At 62.3% G+C, this 22,453-nt stretch carries 23 protein-coding genes; 8 read left to right on the top strand and 15 right to left on the bottom strand.

Going from position 1 to position 22,453, the window contains the following annotated elements; translation table 11 throughout:
* The first annotated feature begins 116 nt into the window (after window positions 1-116).
* A complete protein-coding gene (locus tag GTP23_RS01675) occupies window positions 117-1,346 on the top strand; it encodes a M24 family metallopeptidase (RefSeq protein WP_155432844.1) in 1,230 nt (409 codons plus the stop codon).
* A gap of 62 nt (window positions 1,347-1,408) precedes the next feature.
* Here the strand turns inward: GTP23_RS01675 and paaZ are convergent, their stop codons facing one another.
* The 11 genes from paaZ to paaA all read right to left on the bottom strand — a co-directional run bounded on the left by paaZ (window position 1,409) and on the right by paaA (window position 12,050).
* Window positions 1,409-3,460 (bottom strand): phenylacetic acid degradation bifunctional protein PaaZ, encoded by a 2,052-nt coding sequence (gene paaZ / locus GTP23_RS01670; protein WP_161033592.1) that lies wholly within the window; start codon window positions 3,458-3,460, stop codon window positions 1,409-1,411.
* Window positions 3,461-3,475: 15 nt separating this feature from the next.
* Window positions 3,476-4,087 carry a phenylacetic acid degradation protein PaaY gene (gene paaY / locus GTP23_RS01665; protein WP_161033591.1) on the bottom strand — a complete coding sequence of 204 codons (612 nt, stop codon included), beginning with the start codon at window positions 4,085-4,087 and terminating at the stop codon, window positions 3,476-3,478.
* Between the two features lie 16 nt (window positions 4,088-4,103).
* The gene (gene pcaF / locus GTP23_RS01660; protein ID WP_161033590.1) at window positions 4,104-5,318 is read right to left on the bottom strand and encodes a 3-oxoadipyl-CoA thiolase; all 1,215 of its coding nucleotides are present in this window, start codon (window positions 5,316-5,318) and stop codon (window positions 4,104-4,106) included.
* A gap of 106 nt (window positions 5,319-5,424) precedes the next feature.
* On the bottom strand, window positions 5,425-5,880 hold the full coding sequence (paaI, locus tag GTP23_RS01655; RefSeq protein WP_161033589.1) for a hydroxyphenylacetyl-CoA thioesterase PaaI: 456 nt from the start codon (window positions 5,878-5,880) through the stop codon (window positions 5,425-5,427).
* On the bottom strand, window positions 5,873-7,456 hold the full coding sequence (gene paaH, locus GTP23_RS01650) for a 3-hydroxyacyl-CoA dehydrogenase PaaH (protein WP_161033588.1): 1,584 nt from the start codon (window positions 7,454-7,456) through the stop codon (window positions 5,873-5,875). The genes paaI and paaH overlap by 8 nt, the downstream gene beginning before the upstream one ends.
* 2 nt (window positions 7,457-7,458) lie before the next feature.
* Window positions 7,459-8,250 (bottom strand): 2-(1,2-epoxy-1,2-dihydrophenyl)acetyl-CoA isomerase PaaG, encoded by a 792-nt coding sequence (paaG, locus tag GTP23_RS01645; RefSeq protein WP_161033587.1) that lies wholly within the window; start codon window positions 8,248-8,250, stop codon window positions 7,459-7,461.
* A gap of 28 nt (window positions 8,251-8,278) precedes the next feature.
* Window positions 8,279-9,349, bottom strand: a complete 1,071-nt coding sequence (gene paaE / locus GTP23_RS01640) for a 1,2-phenylacetyl-CoA epoxidase subunit PaaE (protein ID WP_161033586.1) — start codon at window positions 9,347-9,349, stop codon at window positions 8,279-8,281.
* A gap of 13 nt (window positions 9,350-9,362) precedes the next feature.
* Entirely contained in the window at window positions 9,363-9,938 is a 576-nt protein-coding gene (paaD, locus tag GTP23_RS01635; RefSeq protein ID WP_308494781.1) for a 1,2-phenylacetyl-CoA epoxidase subunit PaaD, read from the bottom strand.
* Between the two features lie 10 nt (window positions 9,939-9,948).
* Entirely contained in the window at window positions 9,949-10,707 is a 759-nt protein-coding gene (paaC, locus tag GTP23_RS01630; RefSeq protein WP_161033585.1) for a 1,2-phenylacetyl-CoA epoxidase subunit PaaC, read from the bottom strand.
* 12 nt (window positions 10,708-10,719) lie between these two features.
* Window positions 10,720-11,004, bottom strand: a complete 285-nt coding sequence (gene paaB, locus GTP23_RS01625) for a 1,2-phenylacetyl-CoA epoxidase subunit PaaB (RefSeq protein ID WP_155432836.1) — start codon at window positions 11,002-11,004, stop codon at window positions 10,720-10,722.
* Between the two features lie 71 nt (window positions 11,005-11,075).
* Entirely contained in the window at window positions 11,076-12,050 is a 975-nt protein-coding gene (gene paaA, locus GTP23_RS01620) for a 1,2-phenylacetyl-CoA epoxidase subunit PaaA (RefSeq protein WP_155432835.1), read from the bottom strand.
* A gap of 192 nt (window positions 12,051-12,242) precedes the next feature.
* On the opposite strand from paaA, the gene paaX reads away from it, so the two are divergent.
* Entirely contained in the window at window positions 12,243-13,163 is a 921-nt protein-coding gene (paaX, locus tag GTP23_RS01615; protein ID WP_161033584.1) for a phenylacetic acid degradation operon negative regulatory protein PaaX, read from the top strand.
* 81 nt (window positions 13,164-13,244) lie between these two features.
* On the opposite strand, the gene GTP23_RS01610 is transcribed toward paaX, so the two are convergent.
* Complete coding sequence (locus GTP23_RS01610) at window positions 13,245-14,330, bottom strand: TRAP transporter substrate-binding protein (protein ID WP_161033583.1); 1,086 nt, start codon at window positions 14,328-14,330, stop codon at window positions 13,245-13,247.
* Window positions 14,331-14,484: 154 nt separating this feature from the next.
* Here GTP23_RS01610 and GTP23_RS01605 point away from each other — a divergent pair, with 154 nt between their 5' ends.
* Both GTP23_RS01605 and GTP23_RS01600 read left to right on the top strand, forming a co-directional pair.
* On the top strand, window positions 14,485-15,615 hold the full coding sequence (locus GTP23_RS01605) for a M14 family metallopeptidase (RefSeq protein WP_155432832.1): 1,131 nt from the start codon (window positions 14,485-14,487) through the stop codon (window positions 15,613-15,615).
* A 145-nt stretch (window positions 15,616-15,760) separates the two neighbouring features.
* Complete coding sequence (locus tag GTP23_RS01600; protein WP_161033582.1) at window positions 15,761-15,970, top strand: hypothetical protein; 210 nt, start codon at window positions 15,761-15,763, stop codon at window positions 15,968-15,970.
* A gap of 245 nt (window positions 15,971-16,215) precedes the next feature.
* On the opposite strand, the gene pmbA is transcribed toward GTP23_RS01600, so the two are convergent.
* Window positions 16,216-17,568 carry a metalloprotease PmbA gene (gene pmbA, locus GTP23_RS01595; protein ID WP_161033581.1) on the bottom strand — a complete coding sequence of 451 codons (1,353 nt, stop codon included), beginning with the start codon at window positions 17,566-17,568 and terminating at the stop codon, window positions 16,216-16,218.
* A 94-nt stretch (window positions 17,569-17,662) separates the two neighbouring features.
* Between pmbA and yjgA the strand changes: the two genes are divergently transcribed.
* The 3 genes from yjgA to GTP23_RS01580 are packed head-to-tail and all read left to right on the top strand — an operon-like array spanning window position 17,663 to window position 19,559.
* Entirely contained in the window at window positions 17,663-18,268 is a 606-nt protein-coding gene (gene yjgA, locus GTP23_RS01590) for a ribosome biogenesis factor YjgA (RefSeq protein ID WP_155432830.1), read from the top strand.
* On the top strand, window positions 18,258-18,878 hold the full coding sequence (gene mog / locus GTP23_RS01585; RefSeq protein WP_161033580.1) for a molybdopterin adenylyltransferase: 621 nt from the start codon (window positions 18,258-18,260) through the stop codon (window positions 18,876-18,878). Before yjgA ends, mog begins: the two co-directional genes overlap by 11 nt.
* 9 nt (window positions 18,879-18,887) lie before the next feature.
* Window positions 18,888-19,559, top strand: a complete 672-nt coding sequence (locus GTP23_RS01580) for an alpha/beta hydrolase (RefSeq protein WP_155432828.1) — start codon at window positions 18,888-18,890, stop codon at window positions 19,557-19,559.
* A 25-nt stretch (window positions 19,560-19,584) separates the two neighbouring features.
* Here the strand turns inward: GTP23_RS01580 and GTP23_RS01575 are convergent, their stop codons facing one another.
* Complete coding sequence (locus tag GTP23_RS01575; protein WP_161034582.1) at window positions 19,585-20,136, bottom strand: carboxymuconolactone decarboxylase family protein; 552 nt, start codon at window positions 20,134-20,136, stop codon at window positions 19,585-19,587.
* A gap of 114 nt (window positions 20,137-20,250) precedes the next feature.
* Between GTP23_RS01575 and GTP23_RS01570 the strand changes: the two genes are divergently transcribed.
* Complete coding sequence (locus tag GTP23_RS01570; protein WP_161033579.1) at window positions 20,251-21,594, top strand: aspartate aminotransferase family protein; 1,344 nt, start codon at window positions 20,251-20,253, stop codon at window positions 21,592-21,594.
* Here GTP23_RS01570 and GTP23_RS01565 read toward each other — a convergent pair.
* Entirely contained in the window at window positions 21,591-22,442 is an 852-nt protein-coding gene (locus tag GTP23_RS01565; protein ID WP_161033578.1) for a fumarylacetoacetate hydrolase family protein, read from the bottom strand. The genes GTP23_RS01570 and GTP23_RS01565 overlap by 4 nt on opposite strands.
* Between the last annotated feature and the right edge of the window lie 11 nt (window positions 22,443-22,453).

Raw genomic sequence — 22,453 nt, 5'->3', positions numbered from 1 at the left:
CATACCCTAAATGCCGGCAAGGCCGGCTGTTACTGGCCTGCCGCCATAAAGCTGCTATGATCCCCGCCTGACGCTTACCGGCGTACCACTCAGAGATATAACTCAGGGATATAAAAATGACCATAGGTGGAAAAACCATCGAAGAGGCGCTGGCCTCCCTGTCGGACATGACTGCGGGCGCGGTCCCTATCGGCAAAGACGAACATCTGCAACGCATCGCCAAAGCGCAGGCTTATATGCAGGCGCAGGGCATTGCCGCCATCTACATCAATGCGGGTGCCAATCTGATGTACTTCACCGGCACGCGCTGGTATCCGAGCGAACGTATGGTGGGCGCCATCCTGCCCGCCAGTGGTCCAGTAGAATACATCGCCCCGGCTTTCGAAGAGAGCACGCTGAAGGACTTCATGCTGGTGGAAGGCCGCGTCAACACCTGGCACGAGCACGAGAGCCCTTACCAGCTGTTCGTCGATACGCTGCAGCGCATGGGCATAGCGCCAGCTGCTGCCGGTGCCAGCGCGCCGCGCATCGGTATCTGCGAAAGCGCCGCCTTCTTCATCTACGATGGTATCCGCCCGCTGGCGAACGGCTATGCACTGGAAAATGCACGCAGCGTGACGGCGCACTGCCGCACCCGAAAATCCGTCAACGAAATCGCCCTGATGCAGCGGGCCAAAGACATGACGCTGGCCGTGCATGTGGCGACAGCCAGCATCCTCAAGGCTGGCATTACCACCACCGAAGTGGAAGAGTTCATCAACCTCGCGCACCGCAAGGTGGGCGCTTCCGGCTCCTACTTCGTGATCGTGCTGTTCGGTGAAGCCACGGCCTACCCGCATGGCGTGAGCTATGTGCAAACGTTGCGCGAAGGCGACACCGTGCTGATCGATACAGGCTGCAAACTGCACAACTACATTTCCGACATCACCCGCACCTATGTGTACGGTACGCCGAGCGAGCGCCAGCGCTCCGTGTGGAACAGCGAAAAGGCCGCCCAGCAGGCCGCCTTCAATGCTGCGCAACTGGGCGTGCCTTGCGAAGAAGTGGATGCGGCTGCGCGCCGCTCGCTGGAAGCTGACGGCTTTGGCCCCGGCTACAAGCTACCGGGCCTGCCGCACCGTACCGGCCATGGCATAGGCCTCGATATCCACGAGTGGCCGTATCTGGTGGGTGGCGACAAGACGCCTCTGGATGTGGGCATGTGCTTCTCGAACGAACCGATGATCTGCATCCCGGGCGAATTCGGCGTGCGCCATGAAGACCATTTCTACATGACGGAACATGGCCCGAAATGGTTCACCGAACCGGCGCACAGCATCGACGATCCGTTCGGCCTGCGTAAGTAAGCCCTTCACCTTGCCCGCAGCGGCGCCCATCCGGGCGGCCTCTGCGCGTTTCCTCAGGCGGCCTAGTGCCGCTTCATCACCAGCGTCAGAATGTCGTAACTGGCAACCAGTTCGTCGTTCTGATTGGTGACCTGTACATCCCACGCCACCACGCCCTGCCCTATGCCTTTGTCATCGGTGCGGTTACGGTCCACCTTGCGCTTGCAGGTCAGACGGGCGCGGATGGTATCGCCTATCGCCACCGGCGTAATGAAGCGCAGGTTGTCCAGACCGTAGTTCGCCAGCACCGGCCCCGGTGCCGGTGAGACGAACAGACCCGCAGCGGCCGACAGCACGAAGTAGCCGTGCGCGATGCGTTTGCCGAACTGGGTATCTTTTGCGGCGATTTCGTCGAAGTGCATGTAGAAGTAGTCGCCCGAAACGCCACCGAAGTTGACGATATCGGCCTCGCTGACGGTGCGGCGATGGGTCAGCAGGGAATCGCCCATCTTCAGGTCTTCGAAGTATTTGCGGAACGGGTGCTGCTCGCTTTCCTGCACTTTGGCGCCGCGCACGTATTCGCCCGTCACGGCAGCCAGCATGGTGGGCGAGCCCTGTACCGCAGCGCGCTGCAGGAAGTGGCGCACGGCGCGGATGCCGCCCAGCTCTTCGCCGCCACCGGCGCGGCCGGGGCCACCATGTTTGAGCTGTGGCAGCGGCGAACCGTGACCGGTGGAATCCACCGACGCCTCACAGTCCAGTATCAGTACGCGGCCGTGCGAGGCTGCCGCCATGGGCACGGCATAAGCTGCCGTGGCGGGATCGCGCGTGACCAGCGTGGAGACCAGCGAACCACGGCCACGGGCGGCCAGCACCATGGCCTGCTCGATACCGTCGTAGCTGATGATGGTGCTGACAGGGCCGAAGGCTTCCACATCGTGCACGGCATCGTTGCGCATGCCGTCGCGGCACAGCAGCAGAGTCGGCGCATGGAAAGCGCCTTCGCCGACGCCGACGCCGATGGGGCTGAAGCCATCGCGCTCGCCGAACAGCACTTCGTTACCCTGCGCCAGCAAGGCCACACGTTCGGCCACATCGCGCTGCTGATCCTTGGATGCCAGCGCACCCATACGCACGCCTTCCACCGACGGATCGCCCACGCTGACCTTGGCCAGACGCTCGCGCAGGCGTGTACCCACGGCATCGACCAGATTTTCCGGTACGAGGATACGGCGGATGGCGGTACATTTCTGCCCTGCCTTGCCCGTCATTTCGCGCGCTACTTCTTTGACGAACAGATCGAACTCGGCATCGTCCGGCGTGACATCGGGCGCCAGTATGGCGCAGTTGAGCGAATCCGCTTCTGCCGTGAAGGGTACGGAATTGACGATCAGATTACGGTGGGCGCGCAGCTTGGCGGCCGTATCGGCCGAACCCGTGAAGGTCACCACATCGGCGCCATTGACGCGGTCGAGCAGATCGCCGGTGGAGCCTATCACCAGTTGCAGCGCGCCTTCCGGCAGCAGGCCGGATTCATGCATCATGCGCACCAGTGCTTCCGTCAGGTAGCTGGTGGCCGTGGCAGGCTTGCCTATGCACGGCATGGCAGCGAGAAAACTCGGCGCAAATTTTTCCAGCAGGCCCCAGATGGGGAAGTTGAAAGCGTTGATGTGCACAGCGAGGCCGCCGCGCGGCACCAGTATGTGAGTACCGGCAAAGCCACCGCTCTTACCCAGCGACATAGCCGGGCCTTCGTGCAGCACATTCGAGGATGGCAGCTCGCGGCTGCCCATGCTGGCGTAGGCAAACAGGGTGCCGGTGCCGCCTTCGATATCCACCCAGCTATCGGCACGGGTGGCGCCGGTCAGGTGCGAGATGGCGTACAGCTCTTCCTTGCGGCCCAGCAGATACAGCGCCAGCGCCTTCAGGCGCGCCGCACGCTGCTGGAAATCCATCTTCATCAGGGCCGGTACGCCGGTCTTGCGGGCGTAGCTAACGGCTTCGTCGAAATCGATCTGCTCGGCGTGGGTGTGATAGATCAGCGCATTGTTCAAGGCGCCGCGCAAAGGCAGGGCTGCTTCATTGCCGATCCAGCGCCCGCCGATAAAGCTTTGCAGGGTTGCTACTTGTGTCATCTCATGTCTCCGATTTTATGCCGAGGCGTTTTTGTGCAGATGCAATGGCAGCGCGCTGTCCCACGCCATGCGTGGCCGCTCTGCCGGCAGCTCCGTCAGCGCTTCCGTTTCGCGCATGGTGCGCATCGAGCGCACCGCCAGTTCCTGATACTGCGCCGTACCGGCGCTCTTCCATTGAATTTCATCATCGCGCAGAGCACGCGCTACTTTGGCAGGCGAACCGACCACCAGACTGCGCTGCGGCACTTCCATACCGGCTTTCACAAAGCTCATGGCGGCGACGATGCTTTCCGCACCGATCACGGCGTTATCCATCACCACGCTGTTCATGCCCACCAGCGCATTGCGGCCTATGCGGCAGCCGTGCAGCACGGCGCCGTGGCCGATGTGGCCATCCTGCTCCACCACCGTATCCGCGCCCGGAAAGCCGTGCATCACGCAGGTATCCTGCAGGTTGGCGCCTTCTTCCATTATCAGGCGGCCGAAGTCACCGCGCAGCGAAGCCAGCGGGCCGATGTAGCAGCGCGGGCCGACGATGACATCGCCGATCAGCACTGCACTAGGGTGGACGTAGGCCGTCGGATGTACCACGGGCGTGACGCCATTGATTTCATAGACTTTGACCATGCGGCCTCCTCGCCCGTTAAACGTGCTCAACGCGCTCGATCACGACGGCGATGCCCTGCCCCACGCCTATGCACATGGTGCACAGCGCGTAGCGGCCGCCCGTGCGTTCCAGCTGATTGACAGCCGCCAGCACCAGCCGCGCACCGGAGGCACCAAGCGGGTGGCCGATGGCGATGGCGCCGCCATTCGGGTTCACGTGGGCCGCATCGTCGGCCAGCCCCAGATCACGCGTGACAGCCAGACCTTGCGCAGCAAAAGCTTCGTTAAGTTCGATCACATCCATCTGGGCGATGCTCAGGCCCAGTTGTGCCAGCACCTTTTTCGAGGCGGGCGATGGGCCGAAGCCCATGATGCGCGGCGCCAGACCGGCAGTGGCCATGCCCAGCACGCGGGCGCGCTTCTTCAGGCCATATTGTTCGGCCGCGCTAGCGGAAGCCAGCAGGATGGCACAGGCGCCGTCATTCACGCCGGAGGCATTACCTGCGGTGACGCTGCCGTCCGGCCGCACCACGCCTTTCAGCCTGGCCAGCATTTCCGGCGTGGTATCAGGACGCGGGTGTTCGTCCGTATCGATGATTTTCGGATCGCCTTTTTTCTGCGCCAGCGTGACTGGTTCGATTTCGTCGCGGAATACCCCCGCAGCATGGGCCGCGGCCCAGCGCTGCTGGCTGCGCAGTGCAAAGGCATCCTGATCGGCGCGGCTGATGGCAAATTCCTGCGCCACGTTTTCCGCCGTCTCCGGCATGGAGTCTATGCCGTACTGCGCCTTCATCAGCGGGTTGACGAAGCGCCAGCCTATGGTGGTGTCTTCGATCTTGGCTGCGCGCGAAAAGGCGCTATCGGCTTTGCCCATGACGAAGGGAGCGCGCGTCATGCTCTCGACACCACCGGCGATAATCAGCCGTGCTTCGCCCGATTTGATGGCGCGTGCTGCCATGCCCACGGCATCCAGACTGGAGCCGCACAGGCGGTTGATGGTGGAGGCAGGTACTTCCACCGGCAGGCCGGCCAGCAGCGCGGCCATACGGGCGACGTTGCGGTTGTCTTCACCGGCCTGATTGGCGCAGCCATAGTAGACATCGTCCACCTGGCTCCAGTCCACGCCGGGGTTGCGGCGCATGAGCGCAGCGATAGGCAGCGCGCCCAGATCGTCGGGGCGTACGCTGGCCAGTGCACCGCCATAGCGGCCAAACGGGGTGCGGATAGCGTCACAGATAAATGCGTCGTTCACAGTGTCTCCTGAAATTCTCTTGATGCTCTCGTGCGCCTTGTGCAGACAGGCAGGTTTTAGATTTTTCTAGACTGTTCTAGATCGTTCTAGACCGTTTTAGACCGTTCTAGACTAAATTGCCGGAAGAGGACAGGACCTCCCCGCCTACCCGATGCGATTTGCCACGGAACAGGGCGATGATGCGGTCTTCCTGATTACGGATCGTCACGTCATACACGCCGCTGCGGCCAGCCTGCACCTGCTCCACTGCTTCCGCCGTCAGCACATCGCCCAGCCGGCCCGGTGCCAGATAGTCGATGGTGCAGGCAGCGCCCACGGTATTGAGGTTGTGGCTATTGCAGGCAAAGGCGAAGGCGCTATCGGCCAGCGTGAAAATGAAACCGCCGTGGCAGCTCTGGTGACCGTTCAGCATATCGGGCCGTATCGTCATCGTCATGCGCGCATAGCCGGGGCGCATTTCAGCGATCTGCATGCCCAGTGCTTTGGAAGCGGGATCGCGTGCGAACAGTGCCTCGCCCACGGCTTCGGCCAGTGCCTGCGCATCTATCGCCACTTTATACATGGAAGCGCGCTCCTGCGGCCAGTTTGCGGCGTAGCAGTGCCGAGACGCGGTAGCGGTCTTCACCATAGCCAGCGGCCAGATGGGACAGCACGCGCACTACCAGATCAAGGCCGATGGCATCGGCCCAGGCCAGCGGGCCGCGCGGATAGTTGACGCCTTTCTGCATGGCCGTATCCACTGCCTGCGCATTGCAGACGCCCTGATTGACCGTGTCGGCCGCTTCGTTCGCCAGCATGGCGACGGTACGCATGACGGCCATGCCTGCCACATCATCGAGCCGCGTGACGATGAAGCCTGCCGCTTGCAGCAGACCCACTACAGCCTGATAGGCGGCAGGCGAGCACTGGTCGGCGCAGCTCAGCGCGATGCGCGGGGCTTTGCCATAGTCCAGCGCCAGATCGTAGAGCACCGTGTCGGGATGGTGATTGTCGCTGGCGCGCTGGGTGGCGGTGCGGCCATCCGTCAGGTACAGAGCGGCGCCATTGCAGTGGAATGCCGGTGCCTCGTCCTGCATGCCATGGGCACGTGCTTCCGGTGCCTTGCGATGGTTGACATGTATGCCTGCCGCACGCAGGCGTGCTGCCAGCGCATCGCTGATGGCGGCACCCAGCAGGTGCGAAGCTTCGGCACCTTGCGCCACCGTGTAGCTCACATATTCCGGCCTGGGCTGCGGTGCTTCTGCCTGTGCACTGGTAGCTGCCGCCACGCCAGCGCTGTAGTCATACAGGCCACGGCCGGATTTGCGGCCGAGGAAACCGGCGTTGACCAGTTCCTGCTGCAAGATCGAAGGCGTGAAACGGGGATCATTAAAGTAGGCCTGAAAGACCGACTGGGTGACGGAGAAATTCACGTCGTGGCCTATCAGGTCCATCAGCTCGAAGGGGCCCATGCGGAAGCCACCGGCCTCGCGCATGACGGCATCGATGGTGGCAGCATCGGCCGCCTGTTCGCCCAGCAAACGCCAGCCTTCCGCATAGAATGGACGGGCCACGCGGTTGACGATGAAACCGGGCGTGGAGCGCGCATGTACAGGGTTCTTGCCCCATGCTGCGGCCGTGTCGAATACCGTCTGCGCCACGGCTGCATCCGTCGCCAGGCCGCTGATCACTTCCACCAGCGCCATCAGCGGCACGGGATTAAAGAAGTGCATGCCTACCAGCCGTTGTGGCAGTTTCAGTCCCGCTGCAATGGCCGTGACGGAAATCGACGAGGTATTGGTGGCGAGGATGCAGGCGTCACCAACCACGGATTCCAGTTCGGCGAACAGTGCGCGCTTGACGTCCAGATTTTCCACGATGGCTTCTACCACCAGCCCTGCATCCGCCACATCATTCAGGCTCAGGGCCGCGCGAATGCGGGCGATGGCGGCGGCACATTCGACCGCACCCAGACGCTCTTTCTGCACCAGCTTATTCAGCGCGGCAGCAATATCGGACATGGCCTTGGCAACGGCCTCGGGGCGGTTGTCGTACAGGCGCACGGTGTGGCCGGCTAAGGCCGCCACCTGCGCTATGCCTGCGCCCATGGCGCCTGTGCCGATGACGGCGACGGTGCGGCCCGTATCCAGTGCAGCCATGCTTATTCTCCCTTGAATTGCGGCGCGCGCTTTTCCATGAACGCTGCCACGCCTTCGCGATAATCGGCGCTGCGGCCCAGTTCACGGATCATGCCCGCTTCCAGTGCCAGCTGGTCGGCCAGCGTGTTGTGCGCGCTGGCGTACAACGCCTGCTTGGTGTAAGCCAGCCCCTTGGTCGGCGCCGTCGTAAAGTGCTGAGCCATGGCCTGCACGGTGCTGGCCAGTTCGGCATCCGGTACGCATTTCCAGATCAGGCCCCATTCTTCGGCCTGCGCAGCGGGAATTTTCTCGCCCAGCAGTGCCATGCCCATGGCGCGTGCATTGCCTACCAGCCGTGGCAGGAAATAGGTGCCGCCCGTATCCGGTACCAGCCCCAGTTTGCAGAACACTTCCACGAACGAAGCTGAAGCGGCTGCGATGACAATGTCGCAGGCCAGCGCCAGATTGGCACCGGCACCGGCGGCCACACCGTTGACGGCACAGATCACGGGCATGGGCAGGGCGCGCAGAGCCAGCACCAGCGGAGCGTAATTCTTTTCTACCGAGTCGCCCAGATCGACGGCCGGGGCACCGGGAGCCACCGAGCGGTCGGACAGATCCTGACCGGCGCAGAAGCCGCGGCCCGAAGCTGCCAGTACGAATACCCGTACGCTGCGGTCTGCCCGGACGCGGGCCAGCGCGTCACGCACTTCTTCATGCATGGCTTGCGTGAAGCTATTGAGTTTGTCGGGACGGTTCAGCGTCAGCGTGGCGATGCCGGCTTCGATACTGAACAGGATATTCTGGTATTGCATGCTGTCTCCCTGAATGTTTCAGCGTGATTTATTCGGCCTGATCGAAATCGATCACTACTTTGTCGCTCACGGGGAAGCTCTGGCAGCTCAGCACAAAGCCACGGGCGATTTCATAGTCTTCCAGCGCGTAGTTCACATCCATATCCACCTTGCCTTCGACCAGCTTGCAGCGGCAGGTAGAGCATACGCCACCTTTGCAGGAGTAGCGCATATCGAGCCCTGCGCGCAGGCCGGCATCGAGCAAGGACTCCTGATCCTGATTCATGGAGAAAGTGCTGGCATTGCCATCCATGATGACGGTGACCTGCGTGGCGTGGCGCTCAGCCGCATGCTCGCTGCGATGACTATGGCGGGCGGTACTGGTGGCGAACAGTTCGAACTTGATCTGCGCCTTGCTCATGCCGGCGTCCTGCAATGCTGCCGAAACTCCCAGCATCATGTCTTCCGGCCCGCAGATGAAGGCGGCGTCCAGATCTTCTACTTTGACCCAGTGCTGCAGCAGCTGCTTGCACTTCTCGCCGGTGATGCGGCCATTGAACAGTTCTATGTCCTGCTGCTCGCGGCTCATGACATAGGCCAGCGTCAGTCGCTCCAGATAGCTGTCTTTCAGTTCCGCCAGTTCTTCCTTGAAGATCACGGAAGAGGAAGCGCGGTTGCCGTAAAACAGCGTGAAACTGCTATGCGGCTCCGTCTCCAGCGTGGTCTTGATGATGGAGAGGATGGGCGTGATGCCGCTACCCGCGGCTACGGCCAGATAGTGCTTGCGGCTGGCCGGATCGAGCGGCAGGTTGAAGTGGCCCATGGGCGGCATGACGTCCAACGCCACACCCGGCTGCAGGGCATCATGCGCCCAGCCGGAAAACAGCCCGCCCTGTATGCGCTTGATGGCCACGCGCAGCGTATCTTCCTGCACGCTGGCGCAGATGGAATAGGAACGGCGTACTTCCTCGCCGTTGATATGGGTGCGCAGGGTCAGGTGCTGGCCCTGCTGGTACTGGAATTCCTGCTTCAAGGCCGGCGGCACGGCAAAGGTGACGGCGATGGTATCGCGCGTTTCGTGGCTAACCTTGGCAACGTTCAGGGTATGGAATTGGCTCATGATGTTGTAATTGTTAATGGCACTTGAAGTAGTCAAACGGCTCGTGGCAGTCCAGACATTTGTAGAGCGCTTTGCAGGGCGTGGAGCCGAACTGGCTGGTCAGCGTGGTGTGCACTGACCCGCAGTGCGGGCACTCGACCTGCGGCGCCGGCACGCTGCGCGAAATGGCCGCGTGCGCAGAACCGTGCGCATGACGTTGCAGACCGCTGATGTCGATCACCTGCTGTGCCGGCGGCGCGATGCCGTAGCCGCGCAGCGCAGCCTTGCCGCTGGCGCTCATCCAGTCCGTAGTCCATGCTGGCGAGAGCTGGTTGCGCAGTTCGATCTGCTGCACGCCATGCGCGCGCAGGGCTTCGGTGACGGCATCGGCGATCACCTGCATGGCCGGGCAGCCCGAATAGGTGGGCGTAATCACCACCGTGCAGACGGCATCGGCGCTGACCTGCACATCGCGCACGATGCCCAGATCGACGATGGAAATCACAGGGATTTCCGGATCGGCCACTTCGCCCAGCCATTGCCACACCTGTGCTGGCGTGAAGCTGGCCAAGCTGTCTATGCTGTCCATATTGCTTGGGCCGGCGTTCATGGTGCCACCCTTACCACGTTGCGCCCGGATAGGCGCGCTGCAGGAACTGCATCTCTGCCAGCACATAACCCAGATGCTCGCTATGGCGGCCTTGTTTGCCGCCGCTCTGCATCCATGCATCGGCCGGTGGCATGGTCAGCGTCGCCTCTTTGAAAATCGACCCGACATGCGCCAGCCAGTGGCTGCGCAATTCGGCACCATCCGGCGCGATGCCGGCGGCCACCATGGCCTGATCCAGTCCATCGTAGGCGAACATCTCGCCGCTATACATCCACAGCGCTTCGACGGCCGTCTGCGTGCGCGCATGGCTGAACTCCGTGCCGTCGCCAAGACGCACGATCAGATCACCGCTGCGGCGCAGGTGGTAGCTGACTTCCTTCAGCGACTTCTCCGCAATCGCGGCAATGCGGGCATCGCTGCTGCGGGTCAGGCCTTCAATCAGGAAGTAGTGCCAGGTATCGAAGTAGAACTGGCGCACCATGGTGTCGGCGTAATTGCCGTTGGGCTGTTCCAGCAGCAGGCAGTTGCGGAATTCGTGAGCATCGCGACGGAAGGCCAGCGCATCTTCATCGCGCCCTGCGCCTTCCAGTTCGCCAGCATAGCTGTACCACAAACGGGTCTGGCCCAGCAGGTCCAGCGCCACGTTGGTGAGCGCCATATCCTCTTCCATGGCCGGGCCTTTGCCACACAGTTGCGACAGGCGCTGGCTCAGGATCAGCGCATTGTCACCGAGGCGCAGCAGGTATTCGAAGGTGTTGTGCTTATCCACGCTGGGCTCCGCTTACAGATTCTTCACTTCTTCCGGCATAGGGAAGAAGGTCGGGTGGCGATACACCTTGCTGTTGGCAGGGTCGAACAGGGCGCCTTTATCGGCCGGGCTGCTGGCCACGATATCGGCCGCACGCACTACCCAGATACTCACGCCTTCATTGCGCCGCGTGTACACATCGCGTGCATTGTTGACGGCCATTTCCGCATCCGGTGCGTGCAGGCTGCCTACGTGCTTGTGTGCCAGCCCGTGCTGGCTGCGGATGAATACTTCCCACAGTGGCCATTGTTTGCTCATCTTGGTCTCCAATTATCTTTGTGTGTGCCGCGCTCGCGCTGCGGTCTGCGGCATGCCGCACTATGGCTGGCTTATTTTGCGTGCTTGTCGGCGTAGGCTTGCAGCGCATCGCGGAACCACTCGCCCTCTTCCCATGCCGTGACACGGGTGCGCAGGCGCTCGCGGTTGCACGGGCCGTTGCCCTTCAGGACGCTGTGGAATTCGGCCCAGTCGATCTCGCCGAATTCGTAGTGGCCTGTTTCGGCGTTGAATTTCAGCTTGGGGTCGGGTATGGTCAGGCCCAGATATTCGGCCTGCGGCACGGTCTGGTCCACCATGCGCTGGCGCAGTTCGTCATTGGAGAACAGCTTGATGCGCCATTTGCTCGACTGCGCGCTGTTGACGGAATCAGCATCGGACGGACCGAACATCATCAGCGACGGCCACCACCAGCGGTTCAGCGCATCCTGCGCCATGGCTTTCTGCTCGGGCGTGCCGCGTGCCAGCGCCAGCATGATGTCGTAGCCCTGACGGGCGTGGAAGGATTCTTCCTTGCAGACGCGGATCATGGCGCGCGAATACGGGCCATACGAGCAGCGGCACAAGGGAATCTGGTTGATGATGGCCGAGCCATCGACAAGCCAGCCGATGGCGCCCATGTCGGCCCACGACAGCGTGGGGTAGTTGAAGATGCTGGAATACTTGGCTTTGCCGCTGTGCAGGGCCTCCAGCAGCTCGTCGCGCGAGACACCCAGCGTTTCGGCGGCGCTGTACAGGTACAGGCCGTGGCCTGCCTCGTCCTGTATCTTGGCCAGCAGGATGGATTTGCGCTTGAGCGTAGGCGCGCGCGTCACCCAGTTCCCCTCCGGTAGCTGACCGACGATTTCCGAGTGGGCGTGCTGCGAAATCTGCCGGATCAGGGTTTTGCGGTAGGCCTCGGGCATCCAGTCCTTGGCCTCGATCTTGATGCCGGCATCGATACGCGCCTGAAACGCACGTTCGTCGTCGGCCATATCCTCGGCCGAGCGGACGGCGTTCAAGCCAGTCTCCACCATTTGTGCGTACATGGCTGTCTCCAGATAATTCTAATAATTTATGGCGCCATAATACGATACAAATATTTGCATGACTACGATTTTTTTGACTCAAATCATTTTCATGTATCCTATCGGCAAGCTTATGAAATAATTTCAGCAGCCCGCCGCAGGACCAGTAAACTGCTGCTTTTTTCCGCACCCACCCGCTAGAACCAAACTGCCATGGATTGCCAAGACTGGATAGACGACTTCCTCGCCACCGAACCGCCGCGCTCGAAATCGCTGGTGGTGACCATCTTCGGCGACAGCATCGTGCCCCATGGCGGCATGGTCTGGCTTGGCAGCCTGATCGAGTTGCTGGCCCCGTTCGGCGTCAACGACCGTCTGCTGCGTACTTCCGTGTTCCGGCTGGCGCAGGAAGGCTGGCTGGGTGCCCAGCGCGATGGCCGCCGCAGTTCCTATGCCATCACGGCGCCGGCCATGCAGCGCTTCATCCACGCTTACCGCCGCATCTACGCCCCGCTGACGCACCGCTGGGATGGCAGCTGGACGCTGGTGATCAATGGCGATGGTGCGCTCAACGCGGCCGAACGCAGCGCGCTGCGCAAGGAACTGCTGTGGGAAGGCTATGGCGCGATTGCGCCCGGCATCATGGGCCATCCGGCGGCAGAAGCCGTGGTGCTGGACGAGCTGCTGCAGCGGCTGGGCATCGCCGGCAAGGTGTTTGTGGTGCAGGGCAAGGCGCTGCGGCAGGTGTGCGCCCGCCCGCTGACGGATTTGCTGGCCAGCGGCTGGGATCTGAGCGAAGTGGCGGGCGCCTATCGCCACTTCATCAGCCGCTTTGCGCCGCTGGCGGCCATGCTGCAGCACCCGGCCATCGAGTTCACCCCGGAGCAGGCTTTCGTCATGCGTACGCTGGTGATCCACGCCTACCGGCGCGTGCAGCTGCATGATCCGCAACTGCCGCTGGAACTGCTGCCGGCGCCATGGCCGGGCAGCCAGGCTTACGAACTGGCGCGGGAAATCTATCTGGCCGTGCAGGGCGCGGCCGAGCAGCATATCGATGCCGCCCTGCAGAAGGAAGATGCGGCAGCCCCTGCGGCCGCCGCAGCCTATTTCGAGCGCTTCGGCGGTCTGAACTAGCTAGCCCAGCGACCGACAGCCTGCCGTGCCGCGCGCGGTGGGCAGGTGGTCACGAACTGCGGGCGGCAGCAGCGAAGCCGCCTACTTGCGGCCGGCGCTGATCAGGAAGTTCTGCATCGGCGCTTCCGCCACCGAAGCCCACTGGTTCTGGTCATTGCGGAACCTCTTCCACGGCTCGTAGATCTTGCGGAAGGCGGCATTACGCCCTGCTTCTTCTTCCATGATGTCGGTGGCGTGCTTGAACGACGCATCCATGATCTCTTTGGAGAAGGTGTGCAGCTTGGCACCGTTCTTGATCAGCCGTGCCAGCGCTGCCGGATTGCGCGCATCGTATTCGGCCTGCATCGCCACGTGGCACTCGAAGCTGGCCGCTTCGATGGCCGCCTTGTACTCCTTGGGCAGCTTTTCCCACTCCTTGATGTTCACGTACAGCGACAGCTGCGGCCCCGCCTCCCACCAGCCCGGCGCGTAGTAGTGCGGCGCCACTTTCACCAGCCCCAGTTTTTCATCGTCGTACGGCCCTACCCACTCGGCTGCATCGATGGTGCCTTTTTCCAGCGCCGCATACACATCGCCACCGGGGATCTGCTGCGGCACCACACCCATGCGCTCCATGGTACGGCCGGCAAAACCGGCGATGCGGAACTTCAGCCCTTTCAGGTCGGCCACCGTTTTGATCTCCTTGCGGAACCAGCCACCCATCTGGGTGCCCGTGTTACCGGCCATCAGATTGATCAGGCCATGGCCTTTGAAGAAATCACGCAGCAGTTCGCGCCCGCCGCCCTGATCGACCCATGCCGTCTGCTGGCGCGAGGTCAGGCCGAACGGTACGGCGCAATCGAAAGCAAACGTGGGGTCTTTGCCGAAATAGTAGTAGGAGGCCGTATGGCCGATTTCCACCGTTCCTGCCTGTACGGCATCCATCACCTGCAGCCCGGGCACGATCTCGCCGGCAGCGAACTGGCGGATGACGAACTTGCCGCCCGTCAATTCCGCCACGCGCCTGGTGAAGCGCTCGGCCGAGCCGTAAATGGTGTCCAGGGTTTTCGGGAAGCTGGAAGCGAGACGCCAGCTGATGGCGGGACCGCCCTGCGCCAGTACGGGGGCAGCGACAGTGGCGGCGCCGGCAGCCAGCGTGCCATGCTTGAGGAAGGAACGACGTTGCATGCAGTTCTCCTGTGGGGTAGTTTGGCTGCCCAGTGTAGAACCAGTTGTCTGGGCTGGCAATCGCAGAAACGGCACCAGTGCGGCGCAACCCTGTATCATGTCGGCACTGCGCCACAAGTGCACACGACAAACACAGAATTTACGGGATTCCGCCATGCCTATCAAAATCAGCCACCAGTTCGACGCTGGTGCCATCGAAGTGATCCGCGCCGACGATCCGGCCCATATCGACCTGAACATCCGCAAGGACTCGCACGCCGACATCACCCAGTGGTTCTACTTCCGCGTGCAGGGTGGCAAAGCCACGCCACTGACCATGAACTTCCTCAACGCCGGTAGCGCCGCCTATCCGGACGGCTGGAAGGACTATCAGGCCGTGGCCAGCTACGACCGCGAGAACTGGTTCCGCGTACCGACCCGCTACGACGGCAAGGTGATGACGGTCGAGCATACGCCGGAATACGACAGCGTCTACTACGCCTACTTCGAGCCGTATTCGTGGGAACGCCATCTGGCCCTGCTGGATAATGCCCAGCTGTCGCCGCTGGTGCAGCTGGTCGATCTGGGCAGCACCATCGACGGTCACGACCTGAACATGCTGGTAATCGGCGATCCGGAAGCGCAGCAGAAGGTATGGGTTATCGCCCGTCAGCACCCCGGTGAAACCATGGCTGAGTGGTTCGTGGAAGGCATGGTCGAAGCGCTGCTCGATCCGGCCAACCCGTTCGGCCGCCAGTGTCTGAAGGAAGCCGTGTTCTACGTGGTGCCGAATATGAATCCGGATGGCTCGGTGCGCGGCAACCTGCGCACCAATGCAGCGGGCGCCAATCTGAACCGCGAATGGCTTAACCCGACCATGGAGCGCAGCCCTGAAGTCTTCCTGGTCAAGAACAAGATGCTGGAAATCGGCTGCGACCTGTGCCTCGACGTGCACGGCGACGAAGGTCTGCCTTACGTGTTCGTGGCCGGTAGCGAATCGCTGCCTGACTTCACGCCGGATCAGGCCGAAGCGCAGCAGTACTTCATCGATAACTTCCTGATCGCCAGCCCGGACTTCCAGGACGAATACGGCTACGGCGAAACGCCCTACACGCCAGAGACGCTGACCATGGGTTCGCCGCACATCACCCATGCCTTCGGCTGCCTGTCGCTGACGCTGGAAATGCCGTTCAAGGACAACGCCAACGATCCGGATCCGGAAACGGGCTGGAATGGCGCCCGCAGCGCCGAACTGGGTAAAGCCGTGCTGCAGCCAGTGCTGCAATCGCTGCTGGCCCAGCAGTAATCTCCGCGCCGGTCAATTCACTGACCGCACTATCAGGGCAGCGTGTCTGCGCTGCCCTGATACGCATCAAGTCCAAGCACCGATTCCCCGCTAAAGTGCTAAGCTGAACTCCGTAGATTTCTATTTCTGACTACACGAGGCAGTGATGGCAACACTAGCAAAAACCCTAGTCGAACGGGAATATGCTCCCCGAGAAAGCAGCGTCCGCGATTTACTGAAGTTTGCTGCGCATCAGGACCCGGCTCGTCAGAGACGCATTGATGCGCTAATGTTGATGTTCGGGCTATGGAAAGGACGAACCGACATTCCTAGTGATGGGCTGGCGTATCAAGAAGAATTGCGGCGTCAGGATTGAAAGCCGCGATCGATTCCAACATACTGATCGATGTGCTGAACGGCATACCGGAAGCAGTCATAGAATAGGCGCGACTGCCGACGTTCAGGGCCTGACTGTGGTCACTCGCAATCCCCGCGACTTTGGCGCAAACAAGGTACGGATACCGTATCAGATTGATGGCACTGGTAATGTGATCAACGTACTCGCACCACCGGCCTGACAAGCTCCGGCAGCGCAGGGACTTATACTCGCTGAACGGCAGCCTAGCTGCCGGCCACCACCATGTTCTCGATCAGGATGGAGCCGGTCTGCTTGGTGCCGCGTACCAGCACGTCGTTACCGACGGCGACGATCTGCGCCAGCATGTCTTTCATATTGCCGGCGATGGTGATTTCTTCGACGGGATACTGGATCACGCCATTCTCGACCCAGAAGCCGGAAGCGCCGCGCGAATAGTCGCCCGTCACGTAGTTGGTGCCCTGCCCCATCAGTTCCGTCACCAGCAGGCCCGTGCCCATCTTGCGCAGCATGCCGGCGAAGTCGTCGCCATCCTGCGTCAGCGAGGAGGTCAGCGCCAGATTGTGCGAGCCGCCGGCATTGCCGGTGGTCTGCATGCCCAGCTTGCGGGCCGAGTAGGTGGACAGGAAGTAGCCCTGCACCACACCATCCTTGACCACATCGCGCTTGTGGGTACGCACGCCTTCTTCGTCGAACGGCGCCGAGCCGACGCCGCCGATAATGTGCGGGTCTTCCGTGATCTGGATATGCTTGGGCAGTACCTGCTTGCCCAGCGAATCGAGCAGGAAGCTGGATTTGCGGTACAGCGCACCACCCGACGTAGCCTGCACGAAGGCACCCAGCAGACCAGCGGCCAGCGGTGCTTCGAACAGTACAGGGCAGGTACGGGTATCGATGCTGCGTGCATTCAGGCGTGCCAGCGCGCGCTCGGCAGCGTAGCGGCCTATGGCTTCCGGCGAAGACATCAGGCGCGCATCGCGCACCGACGAGTACCAGTCGTCGCGCTGCATATTCGCGCCCTTGCCGGCAATCGGCGCTACCGACAGGGTGTGGCGCGAATACGGATAACCGCCGATGAAGCCGCGCGAATTGGCCGAGACGAAGTGCGACTGCTGCACGTGCACGCCGGCGCCTTCGCTATTGGTTACGCGCGCATCAACGGCAAACGCGGCCGCTTCGGCACGCTGGGCCAGCGCTACCGCGTCAGCCGTGCTGATATCCCACGGGTAGTACAGCTGCAGGTCACGCGGCGCCATTTCCAGCTGGTCGGCATCGGCCAGACCGGCGCAATCGTCATCGGCCGTGAAACGGGCGATGTTGTAGGCCGCTTCCACCGTGGCCTTCAGCGAGGCGGCGGAGAAATCGGAAGTGCTGGCATTGCCGCGGCGCTTGCCCACGAAGACAGTGACGCCCATGCCCTTGTCCCGGTTCTGCTCGATGGTCTCGATTTTGCTCTTGCGCACCGACACCGACAGGCCGCTGCCTTCGCTGATTTCGACGGCACAATCGGTGCCGCCCTGCTCGCGGGCATAGGCCAGCACGTCCTGTGCAAGCTGTTTCAACTGGTCCTGAGTATGGCTAAAATGGGTATCGCTCATGGGCTGTAATCTTCGGGTGACTGCTAAAACAGGTATCATAGCAGTCGTTTACAGTTTACAGGTGCGGCCACGCACCGAAGAGAAAGTTAATAATATGGTAAATCCTAATCGCGGAGCCGTCGGCTTTAGCTCGAAAGAATTCGAGCAGGAGTACGAACGCCCTTCCAAGTCCGAGCTCAAACGTCAGGTCAACGCCCTGCAGGAACTGGGTGAAGCCCTTGTCAACGAACCGCGCGACCGCGTAAAACGGGTGCCTATGCCCGAGGACGTGCGCGACGCCATCCTCGAATGCCAGACCATCACCAACCACGAAGGCCGCCGCCGCCAGATGCAGTTCGTGGGCAAGAAGATGCGCACGCTGGACGAAGAGGAAGTGGCGGCTATCCAGCGCGCCATCGATAGCTGGAAAGGTGCTTCCAAGGCCGATACAGCCGCCATGCACGCGCTGGAACGCCGCCGCGACAAGCTGCTGGCCGACGACAACGCCCTGACCACTCTGCTGGCCGAAAATCCGGAACTCGATGTGCAGCACCTGCGCACCCTGATCCGTAACGCCCGCAAGGAACAGGCCGAGAACAAGCCGCCTAAAGCCTACCGCGAAATCTTCCAGATTCTGAAGCAGATCGAAGCGGACAAGAAAAAAGCCGCCAGCAGCGATGCAGACGACACCGATACTGATACCGAAGAAGATGACGAGTAATCTGAACAACGACGCCACCCTGCTGATCGGGCTGGTGTCGGTTTCCGACCGTGCCAGTGGTGGCGTGTATCAGGATCAGGGCATCCCTGCTCTGCAGGACTGGCTGGCACGCACGCTGACTACACCGTTCCGCGTCGAGACCCGCCTGATCGCCGACGAAGGTGCGCAGATCGAAGCGACCCTGAAAGAGCTGGTGGACCAGCAGCGCTGCCATCTGGTGCTGACCACGGGCGGCACCGGTCCCGCGCGGCGCGATGTAACGCCGGAAGCCACGCTGGCCGTAGGTACCAAGGAAATGCCGGGCTTCGGCGAACAGATGCGCCAGATCAGTTTGCACTTCGTGCCGACCGCCATCCTGTCGCGCCAGACCGCCGTGATCCGCGAAACGGCCGACCACGCGGCCCTGATACTGAACCTGCCGGGCCAGCCCAAGGCCATCGCCGAAACGCTGGGCGGCCTGAAGGACGCCGAAGGCGCCACGCTGGTGGGCGGCATCTTCGCCGCCATCCCGTATTGCATCGATCTGATCGGCGGCCCGTATATGGAAACCGATCCGGCCCAGTGCAAAGCCTTCCGCCCCAAGTCGGCCCTGCGTGCGCCAGCTAATTAAGGGATATACATGAGCCAACTGCTGCAAACCATAGAAAAAGAAACCGGCGCCAACCCGACTGTGTCCATCATCTGGATGCACGGTCTGGGTGCCGACGCCAACGACTTCGTGCCCATGCTGCACGAACTCGATCTGAGCGGCCTGCCCGCCATCCGTTTCATTTTCCCCAATGCCGACACCATGCCGGTTACTATCAACGGTGGCTACGTCATGCGCGCATGGTATGACATCGTGAACACGGATTTGGGCCGGCAGGAAGACGAAGCCGGTCTGCGCGCTTCGCAAGCCAAGGTGGAAGCACTGATCGCGCGCGAGAAAGCGCGCGGCATTCCGGCTGACCGCATCATTCTGGCCGGCTTCTCGCAAGGTTGCGCCATGACGCTGCAGACGGGCATGCGCCAGCCGGAAAAACTGGCCGGCATGATGTGCTTGTCCGGCTATGTGCCTATCGCTGCCAAGGCAGCGGCCGAGCATACGCCGCAAAGTCTGGCCACGCCTATCTTCATGGTGCACGGCCAGATGGACCCCGTAATTCCGATTGCCCGCGCCACCCAGTCGCGCGATCTGCTCAAGCAGCTCGGCTACAACGTCGAATGGCACGACTACTACATGCAGCACTCGCTGTGTCAGGAAGAAGTGGTGCACATCAGCGCGTGGCTCAAGCGCGTGCTGCTCGGCTAAGCCAGTCAGCTCCCGCTACCCCTGCTCACGGCAGGGGTGTCGCCGGCGATGGCGGCACGGCCGTCTGCGCCGCATTCATCACCATCGCCAGAAATGTGTAGTATCCGTTAATCCCCATCAGATCCACCACCCCGTGTTCGCCGAACGCCGCCAGCGCGGCCGCATAGGTCGCGTCGTCGACGCGCTGCTGCTGGTGTAGCTGGATGCAGAACTCATACACCAGCGCTTCATCCGGCGCCATGGCGGGCGGCCGCTCGCGCGCTGCTATCGCCGCTATCATGGCGTCGCTAATGCCGTACTCGCGCGCGATGGGTTCATGGATGGCCCACTCCACCGACTGGCTCCAGTGGCGCGCCGTCACCAGTATGGCCAGTTCCGTCAGGCGGGTACCGATGGCGCTGCGGTAGCGCAGGTATTCGCCCATGCGCTGCGCAGCCGTCATCAGTTCGGGACTACGGATCAGCGGCACGAAGGGCCCATACAGCGCACCGCGCGGCCCATCGATTACCGCCTGCGCAGCCACCTGCTGCGCCGCGCTCATCGCCGCAAACGGCAGCGCTCCCAAGCGATCTTCCATCATCATCCTTTCCTTGCGGCTGGATCAATTATTTGCCCATGGTGCGGCATAGATCAACAGAACACAAGTGCAGCTGGTTTATTGTCGGACTTCCGTCATCACGGGGAGCATCCCATGAGCCATCTGCTACACCGGAATCTGCGCCGTACGCCGCCTGTGGCAGTCAGTGCCAGCGGCATCACGCTGCGCGACCAGCAGGGCCGCAGCTATCTCGATGCCAGCGGCGGCGCGGCCGTCTCCTCGCTGGGCCACGGCCACCCCGACGTGCTGGCCGCCATGCACGCCCAGATCGACCAGCTGGCCTACGCCCATACTTCCTTCTTCACCTGCAAGGCGGCAGAAGAACTGGCGCAGCGGCTGGCCGGCGATGCGCCGGGCGACCTCGATCATGTCTATCTGGTTTCGGGCGGTTCGGAAGCGATGGAAGCGGCGCTCAAGCTGGGGCGCCAGTACTATGTGGAAGCGGGCCAGCAGACACGCAGCCTGCTGATTGCGCGGCGCCAGAGCTACCACGGCAATACGCTGGGTGCACTGGCGATAGGCGGCAATGCGTGGCGCCGCCGCCCGTTCGAGCCGCTGCTGATGGACGTGCCCAGAGTCGCGCCCTGCTTCGAATACCGCGAGCGGCTGGAAGGCCAGACCAGTTCCGATTACACGGCCGCGCTGCTAGCCGAACTGGAACAGTGCATCCTCGCCCACGGCCCGCAAAACCTCATCGGCTTTGTGGCCGAGACCATGGTAGGCGCGACGGCAGGCGCCGTGCCGCCCACCTTCGGCTACTTCCGCGGCGTGCGCAAGCTGTGCGACCAGTACGGCATTTTGCTGATACTCGATGAAGTGATGTGCGGCATGGGCCGCACGGGCACGCTGTACGCGTTCGAGCAGGAAGGCGTGCTACCCGATCTGGTGGTGCTGGGCAAAGGGCTGGGCGCCGGCTACCAGCCCATAGGCGCTGTGCTGGCACGGGCCCACATCGCCCAGCGCCTGCGCGATGGCAGCGGCGCCTTCCAGCATGGGCATACCTATATGGGCCACCCTGTCGCGGCGGCCGCTGCGCTGGCCGTGCAGAAGGTGATACAGCGCGATAATCTGCTGGGCGCCGTGGCCACCCGTGGCGCCACCTTGCGCCGTTTGCTGCGCCAGGCGTTTGGCGACCATCCCCATGTGGGCGATATCCGTGGCCGCGGTTTGCTGATGGCGCTGGAACTGGTGCAGGAGCGCAGCAGCAAAACGCCGTTCGATCCGGCGCTGGCGCTGCATGCACTGGTGAAGGACGCAGCCATGGCATGCGGCCTGCTGGTCTATCCCATGGGTGGCACCATCGATGGCCAGCACGGCGACCACATCCTGCTGGCGCCGCCCTTCATCGTCACTGATAGCGAACTGGCCGATATCACCGAGAGGCTGGGCGACGCCCTCAAAGCCGCGCTAACGCGGGCGGAAAAACTGCGCGCCTAGCGTGGCTGCCAGGCGATGACTTCCTGCTGCTGTTCGCCCAGACCGGCGATGCCGAGGCGCAGCTGGTCGCCCTTCTTGAGGAAGCGCTGCGGCTTGCGGCCCTGGCCCACGCCGGGCGGGGTGCCGGTAGCGATGATGTCGCCCGGTTCCAGCGTCATGAACCTGGACAGGTAGCTGACGATCTGCGCCACCGTGAAGATCATGGTTTCCGTGCTGCCCGTCTGCATGCGCTTGCCGTTCAGCTCCAGATACAGATCCAGCTGCTGCGGGTCGTAAATATCTTCCGGCGTCACCAGCCATGGGCCGACCGGACCGAAGGTATCGCAGCCCTTGCCCTTGTCCCACTGCGGGCCGCGCTCGAGCTGGAACGAGCGCTCCGACAGATCGTTGACCACGGTGTAGCCGGCCACGTATTTGAGTGCCTCTTCTTCGCTCACATACTGGGCGCGGCTGCCGATCACCACACCGAGTTCCACTTCCCAGTCGGTTTTCTTCGAGCCTTGCGGCAGCATGACAGGATCATCGGGACCATTCAGGCAGCTGATGGCCTTCATGAACACGATGGGTTCTTGCGGTATCGGCATGCCCGCTTCTGCTGCATGGTCAGAGTAGTTCAGGCCTATGCCGATGAACTTGCCCACGCGCGCCAGCGGCACGCCGAAACGGGGATTGCCGCGTACCAGCGGCAGCGAAGCTTGCGGGATTTTTTCCAGTTTGCGCAGGGCTTTCGGTGCCAGCTGTGCCGCGTCGATATCGCTGATCACGCCGGACAGGTCACGCAGCTTGCCTTCATCATCAATCAGGCCGGGTTTTTCTTTGCCGGGACGGCCATAGCGCACGAGTCTCATATCTATCCTAG

The sequence above is a fragment of the Duganella fentianensis genome, assembly GCF_009857835.1.
GTDB classification, from domain to species: domain Bacteria; phylum Pseudomonadota; class Gammaproteobacteria; order Burkholderiales; family Burkholderiaceae_D; genus Rugamonas; species Rugamonas fentianensis.
This window is presented reverse-complemented; position numbering and strand designations above follow the sequence as displayed.